Here is a 17,104-nt window from a genome sequence, read left to right as displayed (position 1 = left end):
AAGGGTAGGGGAATCGAGGTGCGAAGGTCTGTGGTAGAGCAAGATGAAAAGGTTGGGGCCTTGCCCGCATTCAATCGCCTTACGGGGACCTGGGAAGGTGCCGGTTGGATCAGTCGTCTTTGGTGGGTACCCATTTTGGCGCTGGCCATGGCCCTGCGTTTTTACGGGCTGACGTCGGCGGCGATCTGGGGCGACGAAGGGTCAAGCCTGTTGCTTAGCGAATACGCCGCGACTGACCTGTGGTTTCACGCCGCGCACGATGTGCATCCGCCGTTGTATTTTTTCTTGCTGCGGGGCTGGATCGAGCTGTTCGGTGACAGCATCTGGTCGATTCGCAGCATGAGTGCAATCCCCGGTGTCGCCGCCGTGGGCCTGGGTATCTGGCTGGCGCGGCAGTTGTCCACCCGCCGCGCCGCGGTGCTGGCGGGAATCCTGCTGGCGCTGCTGCCGACTGCCGTGCGCTACAGCCAGGAAGTGCGGATGTATTCGCTGCTGGGCGTATGGCTGCTGGGCGCCACGCTGGCGCTGGTGTATTGGGTGCGTTCGCCGGAGCGCACACGTTATCTGGCGGCGTATGTGGTGCTGATGAGCGCCGGTTTCTATACCCACTACTTCACTGCGCTGTGCGTGCTGGTGCACTGGGCTTACTTGGGGACGTTGTATGGCGCCCAGCCGCGAGGCGAGCGCTTGCTGGCGCGCCCGGCATGGTGGGTGGCAAATGCCTTGATTGTGTTGCTGTACCTGCCCTGGTTGCCGAACCTGCTGGACTTGGTGCAACACGTCGAACAGCTCAAGGTGGGCGGTGACATTGGATGGGAAGACCCGGTCAACCTGTTCTCCGTCCCGTCGATGGTCTGGCAGTTCGTACTCCAGGACGAAGGCATTGGCTTCTGGCAGCCGCTGTTCTGGTTGTTCCCGTTGTTGCTGGTCGGGATCGTGATCGCCACCGCCTGGCAGGACCGCGAGCGCTACCGTCCGGCCTGCCTGCTGGCGTTGTTTTTCCTGCTACCGCTGCTGCTGGTATACGCGGTGTCGTTTATTTCCCCGGTGTTTATCGAACGCTACCTGACGGTGTATGCGTTGAGTTTGCCGATCATCATCGCCCTGGCCATCGACCGCCTGCCATCACGCCTGTCGTTGTTGGGGGCGGGGTTGTTCGTGCTGTTTGTCGGGGTGGAACTGGTGGGGTTGAAGAACAACTTCACCGTCGACGAGCACGACCAGTTCAACGTGCCCGTGGAGTTCGTCAATCGCAATTACCAGGAAGACGACCGCATCGTCCTCAGCGACATGATGTGGTACCTCAGCTATGTCTATTACGACCAGACCGATGCCCAGCTGCAGCTCTACACCCCGCCCAAGCCCGACGGCACACCGACCCGGCCAAACGCCTACGGGTTCGGCACCCTAGTGGACCAGGACGGCGGGCGCATCTACCTTGACCGTCTGTCGGCATTGCCTGCTGAAACCCGGCGTGTGTGGCTGATCAGCAGCAACGAAGCGCCGGATGATTTTGCGCCGCTGCCCGACGGCTGGCGCGAACTCGGCCGCCAGGACGGCGGCGGTGCGCGGGCGCGGTTGTTTGTGCTGTGCAACGTTGCGTCGGCGCAACCCGAGGGCTGCCGCTAGACTCGGTTAGACCACCCCTCAACAGGAGCCCGCCATGGAACCGCCAGTGCACAGCTTGCCGTCACTCTTCAAACAGCTGGGTTTGCCGGATGACCCGGTGAGTATTGATAAGTTTGTGGCGGTTCATTCACCGCTTAAGGCGGACCTTCTGCTCCCCGACGCATTTTTCTGGACCGATAGCCAAAAGGCATTTTTGCGAGAGCAAATTCTGGTGGACGCGGATTGGGCGGAGGTGGTGGATGAGTTGGATGTGTTGTTGAGGAAGGGGCGGAGGGTGTAACACGCATTGCAAGTTGCTTCTCCGAGCAAAAATAGACCAGAATAAAGACCTTAATTGAGGTCTTTATCATGCAAAATGTTTTGGCCGATATGGCCGTCAGCGTTTCCGAATTGAAAAAAAACCCTTCTGCAGTGATGAGTGGCGCTCATGGTGGACCTGTAGCTGTGCTTAATCATAACCGGGTGATGGGCTATATGGTCCCGGCGCACGTATTCGAAGCGATGGTGGAAAGGTTGGATGACCTGGAGTTGGCTGAGCTTATCCGCTCGCGGAGCCACGAGACGCCTGTCCCGGTAAGCTTGGATGACCTATAACCTCGAATTCCTTCCTTCCGCTCGCAAAGAGTGGGACAAGCTTGGACACACGTTGCGCGAGCAGTTTAAAAAGAAGTTGGCGGAGCGACTTATGTTGCCGCGCGTCCCATCCGATGCACTGCATGGCATGCCTGACTGTTACAAGATCAAACTTAAAGCTTCGGGGTACCGCCTGGTTTATCAGGTGATCGAGGCGCGAGTGGTAGTGTCGGTCGTTGCGGTGGGCAAGCGTGAAAGAAGAGATGTTTATGACCGTGCCGAAAAGCGCTGAAGCCAACACCGACTTCGATGTGGAAAAGGGTTCGCCCGGTACAGACGGCGGCCACATTCTTGTAGTGAGCGGGCTTGCCCCGCGCTGGGCTGCGAAGCGGCCCTGATCCGGCCAATCCATTTTTCCACGTGCAACCCAGGTCCCTTGTTTTGGGGCCGCTTCGCCGCCCAGCGCGGGGCAAGCCCGCTCACCACAACCCTGTGTTGCAGCAATTGCTTAACCCGCTTTACTTACCCAACACCCTCCCACCATCCATCACCAATTTGTATCAAAACTTGACGGCTTCAGTTCCATCCACCATATTGATAGTTAGCAAACTAACTGTATGCGAACAATCCAGTGCCTCAATCCCTCGAACAACTCCAGATGAGCCTCAGCAGTAGCATGGTGGTGGGCGCCCGTAATTGGCGCAAAATCTGCCAGACCACGCTGGTGAGCTACGGTATTTCCGAAGCCTGCGCCGTGCCGCTCTTGATGATCGGCCGGTTGGGCGACGGTGTGCACCAGGTCAAGGTCGCCCAGGCTTCCGGGATGGAAAGCCCGTCGCTGGTGCGTCTGCTCGACCAGTTGTGCAACGGCGGCTATGTGTGCCGCACCGAAGATATCCACGACCGTCGCGCCAAGGCACTGAGCCTTACCGAGCGTGGCCGTGAGCTGGTGCAAGCGGTGGAAGTGCAATTGGTACGCCTGCGCAAAGAAGTGCTGGCGGATATCGCTCCCGACGATATGGCGGCCGCCTTGCGGGTGTTGCGCGCCTTTGAGGCGGCGACACTTTGAACGGATTTTTTGCCGGCTTTCCGCCCGCACGCGACTGGTTCTACGGCGTGCGTACCTTCGCCGCCTCGATGATCGCGCTGTACATCGCCATGCTCATGCAAATGCCGCGTCCGTATTGGGCGATGGCCACGGTGTACATCGTCTCCAGTCCGTTTGTCGGCCCTACCAGTTCCAAGGCGCTGTACCGCGCCATCGGCACCTTCATGGGCGCGGCGGCAGCGGTGTTTTTTGTGCCGATGTTCGTGCAGTCGCCGTATGTGCTGGTGGTGGTGATTGCGCTGTGGACGGGGATTTTGCTGTTCCTTTCCATGCACCTGCGCACCGCGAATAACTACGCCCTGATGCTGGCTGGCTACACCTTGCCGCTGATCGCTCTGCCGGTGGTGGATAACCCCTTGGCGGTGTGGGATGTGGCTGAGGCGCGTACCGAAGAAATCTTCCTCGGTATCGCGGTAGCGGCGGTGGTGGGTGCGATGTTCTGGCCGCGCCGACTGATGCCTGTGTTCGATGGTTCGGTGGCCAAGTGGTTTGCCGACGCCCAGGTCTACAGCCAGCGCTTCCTGACGCGCAACGTGAACCCGGAAGAAGTCAGCAACCTGCGCGGCGGCATGGTTGCCACGTTCAACACCCTGGAATTGATGATCGGCCAATTGCCCCACGAAGGCGCTCGGCCGCAGACGGTACGCAACACCAAGGAACTGCGTGGGCGCATGATTCACCTGCTGCCGGTGGTGGAAGAACTCGATGATGCGCTGTACGCCGTCGAACATCGTGCGCCGCAGTTCCTGGAGAAACTCACGCCGTTGCTGCAAGCGGCCAATGAGTGGCTGGAGCGCAGTCAGAAAAACGCCTCGCTGGACAGCTGGCGCGCCCTGCGTGATCAGGTCGACGCCCTGCAACCCACGGGCGAAACGCTGGACGACCGGCACACGCTGTTGTTCTCCAACGCCCTGTACCGTTTGGCTGAGTGGATCGACCTGTGGCAGGACTGCCGCAGCCTGCAAGCTGCCATCGAATGTGAAAGCCAGGACACCTGGCGCGCCGTCTATCGCCACTGGCGCCTGGGACGGCTCACGCCGTTCCTCGACCGTGGCCTGATGTTCTACTCTGCGTTTTCCACCGTCAGCGCGATCATCGTCGCCTCGGTGCTGTGGATCTTGCTGGGTTGGACCGACGGCGGCAGTGCAGTGATCCTGGCCGCCGTGGCCTGCAGCTTCTTCGCCTCGATGGATGACCCGGCGCCGCAGATCTACCGGTTCTTTTTCTGGACGGCCATGTCGGTGCTGTTCGCCAGCCTTTATCTGTTTTTGGTGCTGCCCAACCTGCACGATTTCCCCATGCTGGTGCTGGCGTTTGCCGTGCCGTTTATCTGCATTGGCACGCTCACGGTTCAGCCGCGTTTCTACCTGGGCATGTTGCTGACGCTGGTGAACACCTCGTCCTTCATCAGCATTCAGGGCGCTTATGACGCGGACTTTCTCAACTTCACCAACGTCAACCTGGCCGGGCCGGTGGGGCTGTTATTCGCCTTTGTCTGGACGCTGATCGCACGCCCTTTCGGCGCGGAACTGGCGGCCAAGCGCCTGACCCGTTTCAGCTGGCGCGACATCGTCGGCATGACAGAACCCGCCACCCTCGCCGAGCACCGGCACATGGCCGCGCAAATGCTCGACCGCCTGATGCAGCATCTGCCGCGCCTGGCGCTGACCAACCAGGACACCGGCATCGCCCTGCGTGACCTGCGCGTGGCGCTGAACCTGCTCGACCTGCTGGCCTATTCGCCACGCATCCTTGGCGTGCCACGGGTGTTGCTCAACCAGGTGGTCGAAGGCGTTGGTGGTTACTTCAAGGCTTGCCTGAAGGCCGGTGAACGCTTGCCCGCGCCGAGCGGTCTGCTGATGACCCTCGACCGCACGCGCCGCGCCCTCAACGGCCAGGGCCTGCAAGACGAAGACGACACCCGTGTGCACTTGCTGCACGCGCTGGCTGGCCTGCGCCTGGCGTTGTTGCCGGGTGTGGAATTCATTGGCGGCACCGAGGTGGAAGCGCCGCTACCCGATGGAGCGCCTTTATGATCGGTGATCTGGATATCAGCGGGGTGTTCCTGCCCACGCTGCTGGTGCTGATGGGCATTACGTACGTGTTGTTCCTGGTGGTGCACGGGCTGTTGACCCGCCTCCACTTCTATCGCCTGGTCTGGCACCGGGCATTGTTCAATGTGGGGCTCTATGCGCTGTTGCTGGGCGCGGTGGACTCACTCAGTCGATACCTGATGACATGAAAAAACCTTTTTTGACCATCGGCCGTGTAGTCCTGACATTGTTGATCGTGAGTTTCGCGGTCGTCGTTGTATGGCGCATGGTCATGTACTACATGTTTGCGCCCTGGACCCGTGACGGGCACATCCGTGCCGACATCGTGCAGATCGCCCCGGACGTGTCCGGCTTGATCCAGCAAGTGGACGTGCGCGACAACCAGTTGGTGACCAAGGGCCAAGTGCTGTTTGCCGTCGACCAGGACCGCTTCAAGCTGGCCCTGCGCCAAGCCCAGGCCGCCGTGGCTGACCGCCAGGAAACCCTGGCCCAGGCCAACCGCGAGTACAAGCGTAATCGTGGCCTCGGCAACCTGGTGCCCAGCGAGCAGTTGGAAGAAAGCCAGTCCCGCGTGGCCCGCGCTCAATCGGCCCTGGCCGAAGCGCAGGTAACGGTAGATTCGGCCCAGCTCAACCTGGATCGTTCGGTGATCCGCAGCCCGGTGGACGGCTACGTCAACGACCGTGCGCCGCGTACCCAGGAGTTCGTCACCGCCGGGCGCCCGGTGTTGTCGGTGGTGGACAGCAATTCCTTCCACATCGACGGCTATTTCGAAGAGACCAAGCTCGACGGCATTCACGTTGGCATGGCAGTGGATATCCGCGTGATCGGCGACAACGCCCGTCTGCGCGGCCATGTGCAGAGCATCGTCGCCGGCATCGAAGACCGCGACCGCACCAGCGGCTCCAACCTGCTGCCCAACGTCAACCCGGCGTTCAGCTGGGTGCGCCTGGCCCAGCGGATTCCGGTGCGCATCGCCTTTGATGATGTGCCGGCAGACTTTCGCATGATCGCCGGGCGTACGGCGACGGTGTCGATCATCGGCGACAAGGTGAAAGACGGAGACAAGCCATGAACCGGCTCCTGGCAACCGCTGCGCTAGGGTTGTTGCTGTCGGCCTGCCAAATGGTCGGGCCGGACTACACGTTGCCGGATCAAGCCGCCGTCAAACGTGGCGACCTGCAAGGGCAGATCGCGGGCGAGGGCAGCAACGTGGTGTCGGCGCCGGTTCCGGCGGATTGGTGGAAGCTTTACAACGACCGACGCCTGGATGAACTGGTGCGCCAGGCCATGGCGTCCAATACCGACCTGCGCGTGGCAGCCGCCAACCTGCAGCGCTCGCGCTATCAGGTGCAGCAAGCTGAGTCCGCCGGCGGTTGGAATGCCGGCGTCAAGGCCGAGGCGCAGCGCTTGCAGGAGTCCGGTGAAGCGTTTTTGCTGACGGAAAAAGTCCCGGTGGCCAACATCGGCAGTGTAGGCATCAGTACCTCGTATCAGTTCGACCTGTGGGGCACCTTGCAACGCGGCATTGAAAGCGCCCAGGCCAGTGCCGACGCCGCGCAAGCCGCCGCCGATATCGCCCGTATCACCCTGGTGGCAGATGTGGTGCGTTCCTACACCCAGGTGTGCGCCGCCAACGAAGAGCTGGCCATCGCCAACGAATCCCTGGACCTGCAACGCCAGAGTACCGAGCTGACCCAACGCCTGCGTGATGCCGGGCGCGGCGATGAAACCCAGGTGACCCGTTCGCAAACCCAATACAAATCCTTGCGCGCCGACATGCCGCGCTACGAAGCGGCACGCCAGGCCGGTTTGTTCCGCCTGTCGATGCTGCTGGCCAAGCCGGTAGACCAGTTGCCGGCAGGCACCGGCACTTGCGCCGAGCTACCGCACATCGCCCAGTTGTTGCCGGTGGGCGACGGTGCTGCGCTGCTCAAGCGCCGTCCCGACGTGCGTCAGGCTGAGCGCCAGTTGGCGGCCGCCACCGCGCGCATCGGCGTGGCCACCGGCGCGTTGTACCCAGACATCAGCATTGGCGCCACGATCGGCACCGTGGGGATCCTGGATGACCTGGGTACCGCACCTACCAACCGTTGGGGCTTTGGCCCGCTGATCAGTTGGTCGGTACCGACCAACGGCGCCCGCGCCCGCATCCATGAAGCGGAAGCCGCGACCCAGGGCGCCCTGGCGCACTTCGACGGCGTCGTGCTCAACGCCATCCGTGAAACCCAGACGGGCCTGGCGCAATACACCGCGCAACTGCAACGTCGCGACGCCCTCAACGAAGCCGGCGAGTCGGCCAAGGAAGCGGCGGGGCAGACCCATCGCTTCTTCCAGGCCGGCCGCGCGTCGTTCCTGGCCGACCTGCAAGCCACCCGCACCTACACCGACGTGCGGGCGCAACTGGCGGCGGCCAACACCCAGGTTGCCATGAGCCAGATCGACTTGTTCCTGGCCCTTGGCGGCGGCTGGGAAAGCGGACGAACGCACGCTGCACCGGTCAGCAAACCCTGAGCAAATAGCTATGCTTTGACAGGCGGGTCTCCGTGATGACCCGCAGGTCATAGCTCGCGTTTGCTCATGGGGATTCCAATAATGAAAAACCCTTATGCTCCCGCTTTCTGGTGCGTGTTCTTCGCACTGGTGTTGTTATCGGCTGCTTATTTCTATGGCGTCATGCTTGCCCATCAAATTGACAAGGCCATGGTGTTTCTCGACAGCGCCTGCCTGGTGATCGGCACCTTGTCGATTGGCGTGGTCGCCTGGGCTTCCTACCAAAACCAACGGGTGAAGCGAAGACTGCTCGAACAGGGTAAGACGCGCGTGGCGATCTGGGACACCAAGGTCGCGCTGCGCCGTGTCGAAACCGTGTTCGACCGCTATTTCTGGGGCAGCTACTGGCAACCTGGGCGCACCTTTCAGGAAGTGATGGGCGAGCTGACCGGCACCCCGCTGGAAAAAAGCCTCGAAGCCCTCAAAAAACAATGCGTCGCCCTGGACCAACAAGTCGCCGACGGTAGGCACTGGCTGAATAACGCGCGGGAATTGTCTGACGTCGCCACGCAAATGGCCCGTGAGCGCTACCAACTGGACTTCTGCGACCCCAAGGCCGACACGCCGGGCAACGCCGTGATACACCGCGAGTTTGAGGTGTTGGTGTACACCTGGACGGCGCGCTTGAAGAGCTTCGACCACCAGTTGGACGAGATCGACCAGGAGTATTCCTTAACGACCGGGTGAACCATCTGCTGGCCTGACCCCTCTGAGAAAACTGGGCCGTTCGCGGCCGCCAGTGCTAATCTTCCCCCGTTTTCGGCGGGCTTGAGCCAACCCACACGGGTTCAAGGAAGACAGCCCACTTCTCACAGGATTTGATCAGGTCACTTCATGAATAAGCCAGCAGTTGTTCTTTTGGGTTTCGTTGTCGCCGTTGGCGTCGTCAGTGCAGGCGGCGCCTGGTACACCGGTAAACAACTGGAGCCGGTACTGCAAACCGCGATCCAGAACGCCAACAAGGAACTGCAGACCTCCATGGCCGGCGTCGATGGCACTGCGACGCTGGAGCTGGTGTCCCTGGACCGTGGCCTGTTCAGCAGCACCGCGCATTACCGCCTGAAGGGGCAAGGTTCGGTGTTCGGTGAAGAGAACCCTAACCCCGAGTTGCTGTTCGTCGACCACATCGAGCACGGTCCGCTGCCATTCTCGCGCCTGGTGTCACTGAAATGGTTGCCGGTCATGGCCACCAGTCACTACGCGCTGGAAAAGAACGCCACCACCGAAAAATGGTTCGCCGCCAGCAAAGACGTGTCGCCGCTCAAGGGCGTGGCCAATATCGGCTACAACCGCTCGGTGACGGGCAATGTCGAATTGCTGCCCTTGGAGCTCAAGGATGACAAGTCGTCGGTGAGCTTCTCCGGCGCCAACCTGGACTTCGACAGCACCGCCGAAGGCCAGAAGGTCAAGCTTGATGGCTACATGAACAGCCTCAAGGTCGCCGTGATCGATGCCAATGGCGAACCGTTCGAAGCCGAACTGGCCGGCCTGACCGTGGCGAGCAACCTGGAGAAGTCCTCCTTTGGTTTCTACACCGGGCAGAACACCGTCGAGCTGACCGACACCAAGGTGACCTTCGGCCCACAGAAAGCCGTGCTGACCCTCAAGGGCTTTGAACAAAAAGACACCAGCGAAACCAAAGACAACAACCTGGCCGGCCGTGTCGACTACAAGATCGACGAGATCGGTTACCAAGGCAAACCCGTTGGTTCGGCCGCCATGGCCCTGAGCATGAAGAACGTCGATATCCCGGCGATGCTGGTGCTGACCAAGCTGTATCAAGACAAGATGCAACCGGTACAAGCCGCTGCCGCCGCCGACCAGCCGGTTCCCGAGCTGCAACTGACCGACGCCGAGCAAGCCTTGGCCGAAGCCAACGTCAACCAGGTACTGGCCGCCAAGCCACAAGTGGCGGTGGAAAACCTGTCGCTGAAAACCACTCACGGTGAAAGCAAGTTAACCCTGCTGCTGGACTTGGCCAAGCCTGCGTCCATGGAGCTGCCACCGGTTGAATTGGGCAAGCAGATGGTCGCCCTGCTGGACGCCAACCTGACCCTGTCCAAGCCGATGATCGCCGACGTTTCAGCCCTGCAAGCGCAGATCGGCGGCCTGACCGATCCTCAAGCCATCGAGCAACAATCCCAGATGGCTGCCGAGATGGTCAGCGGCCTGGCCGTTGGCACACAACTGGCAACACTGGTGGGTACTGACGTCGTTTCCAAGCTGCATTACGCCAACAATGAAGTGACCTTCAACGGCCAGAAGATGACCGTCGAGCAGTTCATTGGTTTTGTCATGGCCAAGGTCGGTGCCGTGAGCCAGGCGCAGTAAGAATTTCGCCATCGCCCAGAAATAAATAATGGGGGAGCGGGATTGCCCGCGATAAGGGTCAAACAATCGACACTCCAGTCGACTGGTAGCCCCTTAGCGCAGGCAAGTTCGCTCCCCCATTCATATTTCAGATTAGTGGCCAATTCTGAACAATTGTTATGACTTGTCCTTTTTGATACAGGCGTCGGGGATAGTTCGTACAGGAAAGCTAGGTCGGGTCACTAGACGCCGACACCCTGATGCAAATTGCTCAGGACCACCTATCGTTACAGCTTTCCGTGTGTAAGGAAGCTCACGATATGCTGCGAAACCTACCATTCAGTGCATCAGGCCGGTTGCGATTGCTGATCGGTGCAGCCTTATGCGGCCAACTGCTGATGCCTGCGTTTGCCATGGCAGATCCTGCCTATGACGCCCTGATCATCCAGGCGCGCAACGGCAACTTCACACCCGCCCTTACCCAGCTGCGCCAGCTACCTGCCGAACGCCAGACCCCTGGCCAGACCAGCGACCATATCGTGATCGCCGGCTGGGCCGGGCAGGATGCCGAAGTGCTGAAGGTATATGAGGCTCAGGGCAAGCATCGCAACCTGACCACCCAGGCACTGGCGACGGTTGCGCGCACGTACCGCAATCAAAAGCAGTGGGCGCAAGCCTCTGAGGTCTATCGCCAGGCGTTGGTGCGTGAACCCGATAATGTCGACCTGCAACTGGGCCAGGCCCTCACGCAGGCCGACGGTGGCCAAGCCAGCGAGGCCGTGCAACGCACCCGTGCGCTGGTGGCTGCCAAGCCCGATGACCCCAATCGACGCATGGCGCTGGGCTACGCGTTGACCCGTGCAGGCTTGCAGTACGACGCTCTGTTTGAGTTCGACCAGGCGTTCATCCGCGCCGGGGACAAACCGGAAGTCGCCCGCGAATATATTGTCGCCCTGCAAAAAGCGCGCTTGCCGGAGCCGGCACTGCGCCTGTCGGCCAAGCGTCCCGGCTTGCTGGACCCGGTGACTCAGCGTCGCTTGGAAGGTGACCTCGCCGCCGAGCGCGTGCGCATGGCCGAGTTCGCTACCCGCTCCGAAAAAGAACGCTATGTGGTCGCCGACCGCGCGCTGGCGGACTACGACAAACTGCTCACTCGCTGGACACCCGACGCCAGTGCTCACGACGATGTGGTGCGCTGGCGCATCGACCGCCTGGGTGCCCTCAAGGCTCGGGCGCGCACCGCAGAAGTGATCCGCGAATACGAAACCCTCCAGGGTGAAGGTGTGCAATTGCCCACGTATGCCGTGCGTTGGGTGGCCGCTTCGTACCTCGATCAACGCCAGCCGGAAAAGGCCGAGCCGCTGTATCGCCAGGCGTTGAGTGCGCCGGATGCCGAGCCGGATGATCGGGTCGAAGATACCTCCGCACTGTTTTATGCCCTGCAGGAAAGCAACAAAGGCGAAGACGCCCGCGAAGTCGCCAACAGCCTCGCCAACAGCCAGAAGCCTCGGGTCGAACTCAAGGGCTTGCCCATCGGCAACCCCAACGATGCCTGGATGGACGCGCAGCAACTCTCGGCCCAGGCCGGCGTCTACGGCGGCGACCTGCCGGGCAGCGAAGCAGGGCTTGAGGCGTTGGTGGCCAAGGCCCCCGGCAACGTCGGCCTGCGCCTGGCCCAGGCCGACATGTATCGCGCCCGGGACTTGCCACGCCGCGCCGAAGGCGTACTCAAGGAAACCGAAGCCCAGGCCCCGCGTGACATTGGCCTGGAAGTCAGCCAGGCCTACACCGCGATGGACCTGCAGGAGTGGCGCCAACTCGACGTGCTCACCGATGACGTGCTGGCGCGCAACCCGGACAACCGCCAAGTGCAGCGCCTGAGCCGTCTGCGCGATGTACACGACATGGCCGAGCTGCGTGTGGAGGCTTACACCGGTAAAAGCTTCGGCGGCGGCAGTGACAACGAGGCCGGCGCCGTATCGGGTAGTCGCGACTGGGGTATTGAAAGCCGTATCTATACGCCGCCTATCGACGAAGACTGGCGCTTGTTCGCTGGCGCTGGCTATGCCCGCGCCGATTTCGAAGAAGGCACCGGCCAGCACCGTTGGCAGACGGTCGGGGTAGAACGGCGTACTCGCGATATGACGCTGGAAGCCGAGGTCTCCAACCACTCCTACGGCGATGGTTCCAAGCAAGGTGCTGCGGTGTCGATTGCCCGCGATATCAACGATAACTGGCAATACGGCGGTAGCCTCGGCTACCTCCTGTCTACCACGCCATTGCGGGCGCTGAATGCCGGTATCACCGCCAACGGCGGCAGCGGTTTTATTCGCTGGCGCGCCAACGAAAGTCGCGAATGGAAACTGACCCTCAGCCCCTCTCACTTCAGCGATGGCAACGACCGTTTCGAAGCCTTGCTCAGTGGCCGCGAAGGCCTCTACAGCTCACCTCGGGTGCAAGTGGACCTGGGCCTGGAAGTCGGCGCCAGCCGCAATAGCAAGGAAGACACGATCTACTTCAACCCGAAGTCTGACTTCACCGTATTGCCCGTCATCAACATCAACCATGTGCTCTATCACCGCTACGAGACCCAGTGGAGTCAGCAGTTCCAGATCGGTGCGGGTACCTACAGCCAACAGGACTATTCCACCGGTGGCATTGGTCTGGTCGGCTACGGCCAACGTTATCGTTGGAACGATGTTCTGGAGGCCGGCGCCAACCTGAGCCTGATCAGCCGACCTTACGACGGTGATCGCGAACGCGATCTGCGTCTGCTCGTCGACCTCACTTACCGTTTCTAGAAGAGCCTGACCATGACCGTCCTCAGCCGTTGCTTGTTGATCCTGGGCGTATTGCTGGCCAGTGCCTGTGCCCAGCAACCCGCGCCATTCACTCCACCCGCCGAGCGGCCGACACCGGCTAATGAAGCGCCGTGGCCGAAGAACCATTTCCTGGGCATTGCCTACCACGACGTTGAGGATCGCGACCCCGATCAGGCTGTGGTGGCGGTGCGCACCGAGCGCTTGATCGAGCAGTTGGCCTGGCTACGGGAGAACGGCTATCAGGCGGTCAGCGTCGACCAGATCCTGGCGGCCCGTAACGGCGGGCCCGCGTTGCCGCCCAAGGCCATCATGCTCAGCTTCGACGATGGTTACTCCAGCTTTTACACGCGGGTGATGCCGATCCTGCGCGCCTATCACTGGCCAGCGGTACTGGCGCCTGTGGGCTACTGGATCGACACGCCGCAAAACAAACCGGTGGACTTTGCCGGACAACCGCGGCCGCGTGGCGAGTTTCTTACCTGGCAGCAGATTCGCGAAGTGTCTCAGTCCGGCCTGGTGGAAATCGCCGCGCACACGGATGCCAGCCACACCGGCATCCTGGCCAACCCCCAGGGCAACCTGGAGCCGGCGGCGACTTCGCTACGCTTCGATCCCGCCACGGGGCGCTATGAAAGCCAAGCGCAATTCGATGCACGGATGCGCGCCGACGTGACGGCGATCACCCACAAGATCCAAAGTGTCACCGGCAAGAAACCTCGCGTGTGGGTCTGGCCGTACGGTGCCGCGAAAGGGACTTCGCTGGCAATCGTCGGCGAACAGGGCTACCAGATGGCGCTCACCCTGGAGGACGGTCTCGACAGCTCCAATGACTTGATGAACAGCCCACGCTTCCTGGTGGCGTCCGACCCGGATGGCGAACATTTCGCCAACAGCATCGTGGCGGTGCAAACCCAGGCGCCTCTGCGGGTGTTGCATGTGGACCTGGACAACGTCTACGACCCGGACCCGGCGCAACAAGCACGCAACCTCGACCAACTGGTCCAACGGGTCGTGGACATGGGCGCGGGCACTGTGTTCCTGCAAGCGTTCGCCGATCCCAAGGGCGACGGCCTGGTGCACGAACTGTACTTCCCCAACCGCCATTTGCCCGTGCGCGCGGACCTGTTCAACCGCGTTTCCTGGCAACTGCATACCCGAGCGCATGCCAGTGTGTATGCCTGGATGCCGGTGCTCAGTTTCGCCCTCGATCCCAAACTGCCTCGTGTGACACGTTGGGACCCGGAAACCGGCAAGATCGGCCTCGACCCGGACCAATACAAACGCCTGTCGCCGTTTGACCCGCAAGTGCGCAAGATCATCGGCGAGATCTACGAAGACCTGGCGCGCAACAATGCCATCGACGGCGTGCTGTACCACGACGATGCGGTGCTCAACGATTTCGAAGACGCCAGCCCCGCCGCGCTCAAGGCTTATGCTGCCAACGGCCTGCCGGGCACCATCCAGGCGCTGCGCGCTGACCCAGCGGTGATGCAGCGCTGGACCCGCTTCAAGAGCCGTTACCTGATCGACTTCACCAACGAGCTGACCGCCAAGGTCCGCGCCATTGGTGGGCCGCAGGTGCAGACCGCGCGCAATATCTTCGCCGAGCCGATGCTCAACCCACAGAGCGAAGCCTGGTTCGCGCAGAACCTTGATGACTTCCTCCAGACCTATGACTGGACCGCGCCCATGGCCATGCCGCTGATGGAGGGCCAGGAGTACAAGACTTCCAATGCCTGGTTGGAAAAACTGGTAGCCACGGTCAAGGCGCGCCCTGGCGCGATGCAGAAAACCGTGTTTGAACTGCAAGCCAAAGACTGGCGCACCAAGGCCGCGCCAGATATCGACGGCAAGCAGATGGCTGAATGGATGGGTGTACTCAAGCGCCAGGGTGTCACGAGCTTCGGTTACTACCCGGATAACTTCCTGGAAAATTCCCCGGATTTGAAGACAGTGCGTCCGGCCCTTTCCAATCAATGGAATCCTTGACCATGTTCGACAGAATCCTGGCTTTATTCGTGTTGGCGCTGGTATTGGGCGTGCCGTTGGGCCTGATCTTCCTGGTCACCGGGCAGTTCCTGATGGACTTCGTGTTCTTCTACCCGCTGTTCATGTCGGCGCTGTGGATCGCCGGTGGCTTGTACTTCTGGCTGCATTGGGAGCGGCACTGGCCGTGGAAGGAGGACACCCCGGCGCCGGTCCTGGCTGGCAACCCGCTGATCTCGATCATCATCCCTTGCTACAACGAGGGCGATAACGCCGCCGATACCATCCATGCCGCGTTGGCCCAGGTGTATTCGAATATCGAAGTCATCGCGGTCAACGATGGCTCCAAGGACAACACCGCCGCGGTACTCGACGCGCTGGCGCTGGAAAACCCACGCCTGCGGGTACTGCACCTGGCGCAGAACCAAGGCAAGGCGGTGGCCCTGCGCATGGGCGCGGTGGCGGCGCGCAGTGAATACCTGGTGTGCATCGATGGCGACGCGTTGCTGGATAAAAACGCGGCGGCCTACATGGTTGCACCGATGCTCGACAACCCGCGCCTGGGGGCGGTCACCGGCAACCCACGGATCCGCACGCGCTCGACCTTGATCGGTCGGGTGCAGGTAGGCGAGTTCTCCTCGATCATCGGTTTGATCAAGCGCACGCAGCGAGTGTTTGGCCGGATCTTCACGGTGTCGGGTGTGGTGGTAGCGTTCCGTAAAAAGGCGCTGGACCGCATCGACTACTGGAGCACCGACATGATCACCGAGGACATCGATGTCAGTTGGAAGCTGCAACTCGATCACTGGGCCATCTTCTATGAACCCCGCGCCCTGTGCTGGATCTTGATGCCCGAAACCGTCGGCGGCCTATGGAAGCAGCGTCTGCGCTGGGCCCAGGGCGGTGCCGAGGTGTTGTTCAAGAATATCCGTGGCATCTGGCAATGGCGTCATCGTTACCTGTGGCCGCTGCTGTTCGAATACTGCCTGTCCACCGGGTGGGCGTTCACCTTCATGTTGTCGGTGTTCTTCTACGTGCTGGGTAAATTCATGGTGCTACCACCGGCCATTACCGTGGACTCCCTGGTGCCGCCGGCCTTTACCGGCCTGGTGCTGGCGATGGTCTGCCTGGTGCAGTTTGCGGTGAGCATCCTGATCGACCGGCGCTACGAAAAAGACCTGTGGAAAACCCTGTTCTGGACCGTGTGGTACCCGATGGTGTTCTGGCTGGTCAGCTTGTTTACCACCCTGGTCAGTTTTCCCAAGGTGCTGTTCAACCAGCATCAGAAACGCGCGCGCTGGGTCAGCCCGGATCGCGGTATCAGCCCTGCTGAAGAGGAGGCGTGATCATGAAACTGGTCAGAACTCGCCAACGTAAGGTGATGTGGCTTATCGACGTGCTGTTGACCCTGATGGCCTGGGCCGGGTTGATCTGGCTGTTGGCCCGCGGGATCAACTCGATGTTGGAGACCCATGGCGGCCCGCGCCTGGAAGCACCGATTTTCGCGGCGCTCAATACGCTGCAGGTTTACCTGTGGATTGCATTGTTCAACGCGGTGATTCTCGTGAGCTGGGCGCGTTACCAGCAACGCAAGGGGCGCAAGTTTGCCCAGCGTCGCGCGCAAGCCAACGCCTTGAGCGACAAGAACCTGAGCGAGAGTTTCAGCTTGGGTGAAGGCGACCTTGAGCAGTTGCGTCGGCCTGGGGTGCTGGTGATCCATAACGACGAGGAAGGTGGCGTGGCGCAAGTCAAATCCCATGTCTCCCGTGATGTGGAAAAACCGGGCCTGACATTGGTGCCTGGCAAAGACCAAAACAAAGACGCCAGTTAAGTTGGCCTGCGGATGATCGTTCCCATGCAATGTGGGAGCGATCTTGTTGAATACCGATAAGTGGGATCCAATTCACAAAACGTGCGCGAACTTTTCTGCTTTTTTCGGTACTAACTTATCTCGGCACTAACTTGATGGCCAAATAATGGCAAGTTTCAAGTTGTCCGACGAATCGCTATCAAAATGGTTACCACTTGTCGGAATAATAGTTTTCGAAGTGGGTGGCTTATCTTTTTGA

Annotated in this window: 15 protein-coding genes; all 15 read left to right on the top strand. The window is 61.0% G+C overall.

Features of this window, described 5'->3' with window-relative positions; all coding sequences use genetic code 11:
• Window positions 1-18 precede the first annotated feature (18 nt).
• Window positions 19-1,629 (top strand): glycosyltransferase family 39 protein, encoded by a 1,611-nt coding sequence (locus tag HF257_RS06565; protein ID WP_185704432.1) that lies wholly within the window; start codon window positions 19-21, stop codon window positions 1,627-1,629.
• Between the two features lie 34 nt (window positions 1,630-1,663).
• On the top strand, window positions 1,664-1,909 hold the full coding sequence (locus tag HF257_RS06560) for a DUF2789 domain-containing protein (RefSeq protein WP_185704434.1): 246 nt from the start codon (window positions 1,664-1,666) through the stop codon (window positions 1,907-1,909).
• A 68-nt stretch (window positions 1,910-1,977) separates the two neighbouring features.
• Window positions 1,978-2,223 (top strand): type II toxin-antitoxin system Phd/YefM family antitoxin, encoded by a 246-nt coding sequence (locus tag HF257_RS06555; RefSeq protein WP_185704436.1) that lies wholly within the window; start codon window positions 1,978-1,980, stop codon window positions 2,221-2,223.
• A complete protein-coding gene (locus HF257_RS06550; RefSeq protein WP_185704438.1) occupies window positions 2,213-2,494 on the top strand; it encodes a type II toxin-antitoxin system RelE family toxin in 282 nt (93 codons plus the stop codon). Before HF257_RS06555 ends, HF257_RS06550 begins: the two co-directional genes overlap by 11 nt.
• Window positions 2,495-2,860: 366 nt before the next feature.
• Window positions 2,861-3,271 carry a MarR family winged helix-turn-helix transcriptional regulator gene (locus tag HF257_RS06545; protein WP_185704440.1) on the top strand — a complete coding sequence of 137 codons (411 nt, stop codon included), beginning with the start codon at window positions 2,861-2,863 and terminating at the stop codon, window positions 3,269-3,271.
• Window positions 3,268-5,346, top strand: coding sequence for an FUSC family protein (locus tag HF257_RS06540; protein ID WP_185704442.1), 2,079 nt, complete (start codon window positions 3,268-3,270; stop codon window positions 5,344-5,346). Before HF257_RS06545 ends, HF257_RS06540 begins: the two co-directional genes overlap by 4 nt.
• Window positions 5,343-5,552, top strand: a complete 210-nt coding sequence (locus HF257_RS06535; protein ID WP_010214247.1) for a DUF1656 domain-containing protein — start codon at window positions 5,343-5,345, stop codon at window positions 5,550-5,552. The genes HF257_RS06540 and HF257_RS06535 overlap by 4 nt, the downstream gene beginning before the upstream one ends.
• Complete coding sequence (locus HF257_RS06530; RefSeq protein ID WP_185704444.1) at window positions 5,549-6,439, top strand: efflux RND transporter periplasmic adaptor subunit; 891 nt, start codon at window positions 5,549-5,551, stop codon at window positions 6,437-6,439. Before HF257_RS06535 ends, HF257_RS06530 begins: the two co-directional genes overlap by 4 nt.
• Window positions 6,436-7,878 (top strand): efflux transporter outer membrane subunit, encoded by a 1,443-nt coding sequence (locus HF257_RS06525; protein ID WP_185704446.1) that lies wholly within the window; start codon window positions 6,436-6,438, stop codon window positions 7,876-7,878. The genes HF257_RS06530 and HF257_RS06525 overlap by 4 nt, the downstream gene beginning before the upstream one ends.
• 81 nt (window positions 7,879-7,959) lie before the next feature.
• Complete coding sequence (locus HF257_RS06520) at window positions 7,960-8,604, top strand: NADH:ubiquinone oxidoreductase subunit N (RefSeq protein ID WP_185704448.1); 645 nt, start codon at window positions 7,960-7,962, stop codon at window positions 8,602-8,604.
• A gap of 147 nt (window positions 8,605-8,751) precedes the next feature.
• Window positions 8,752-10,248, top strand: coding sequence for a YdgA family protein (locus tag HF257_RS06515; protein WP_185704450.1), 1,497 nt, complete (start codon window positions 8,752-8,754; stop codon window positions 10,246-10,248).
• 299 nt (window positions 10,249-10,547) lie between these two features.
• Window positions 10,548-13,028 carry a poly-beta-1,6 N-acetyl-D-glucosamine export porin PgaA gene (gene pgaA / locus HF257_RS06510; RefSeq protein ID WP_185704452.1) on the top strand — a complete coding sequence of 827 codons (2,481 nt, stop codon included), beginning with the start codon at window positions 10,548-10,550 and terminating at the stop codon, window positions 13,026-13,028.
• 12 nt (window positions 13,029-13,040) lie between these two features.
• Window positions 13,041-15,038, top strand: a complete 1,998-nt coding sequence (pgaB, locus tag HF257_RS06505) for a poly-beta-1,6-N-acetyl-D-glucosamine N-deacetylase PgaB (protein WP_185704454.1) — start codon at window positions 13,041-13,043, stop codon at window positions 15,036-15,038.
• 2 nt (window positions 15,039-15,040) lie between these two features.
• Entirely contained in the window at window positions 15,041-16,381 is a 1,341-nt protein-coding gene (gene pgaC, locus HF257_RS06500; protein ID WP_185704456.1) for a poly-beta-1,6-N-acetyl-D-glucosamine synthase, read from the top strand.
• A gap of 2 nt (window positions 16,382-16,383) precedes the next feature.
• Window positions 16,384-16,866, top strand: a complete 483-nt coding sequence (gene pgaD / locus HF257_RS06495; protein ID WP_185704458.1) for a poly-beta-1,6-N-acetyl-D-glucosamine biosynthesis protein PgaD — start codon at window positions 16,384-16,386, stop codon at window positions 16,864-16,866.
• Window positions 16,867-17,104: the final 238 nt, after the last annotated feature.

The sequence above is a fragment of the Pseudomonas cremoris genome (genome assembly GCF_014230465.1).
Note: the sequence above shows the minus strand (reverse complement) of the source record. Positions and strands in the feature narration are given on the sequence as shown.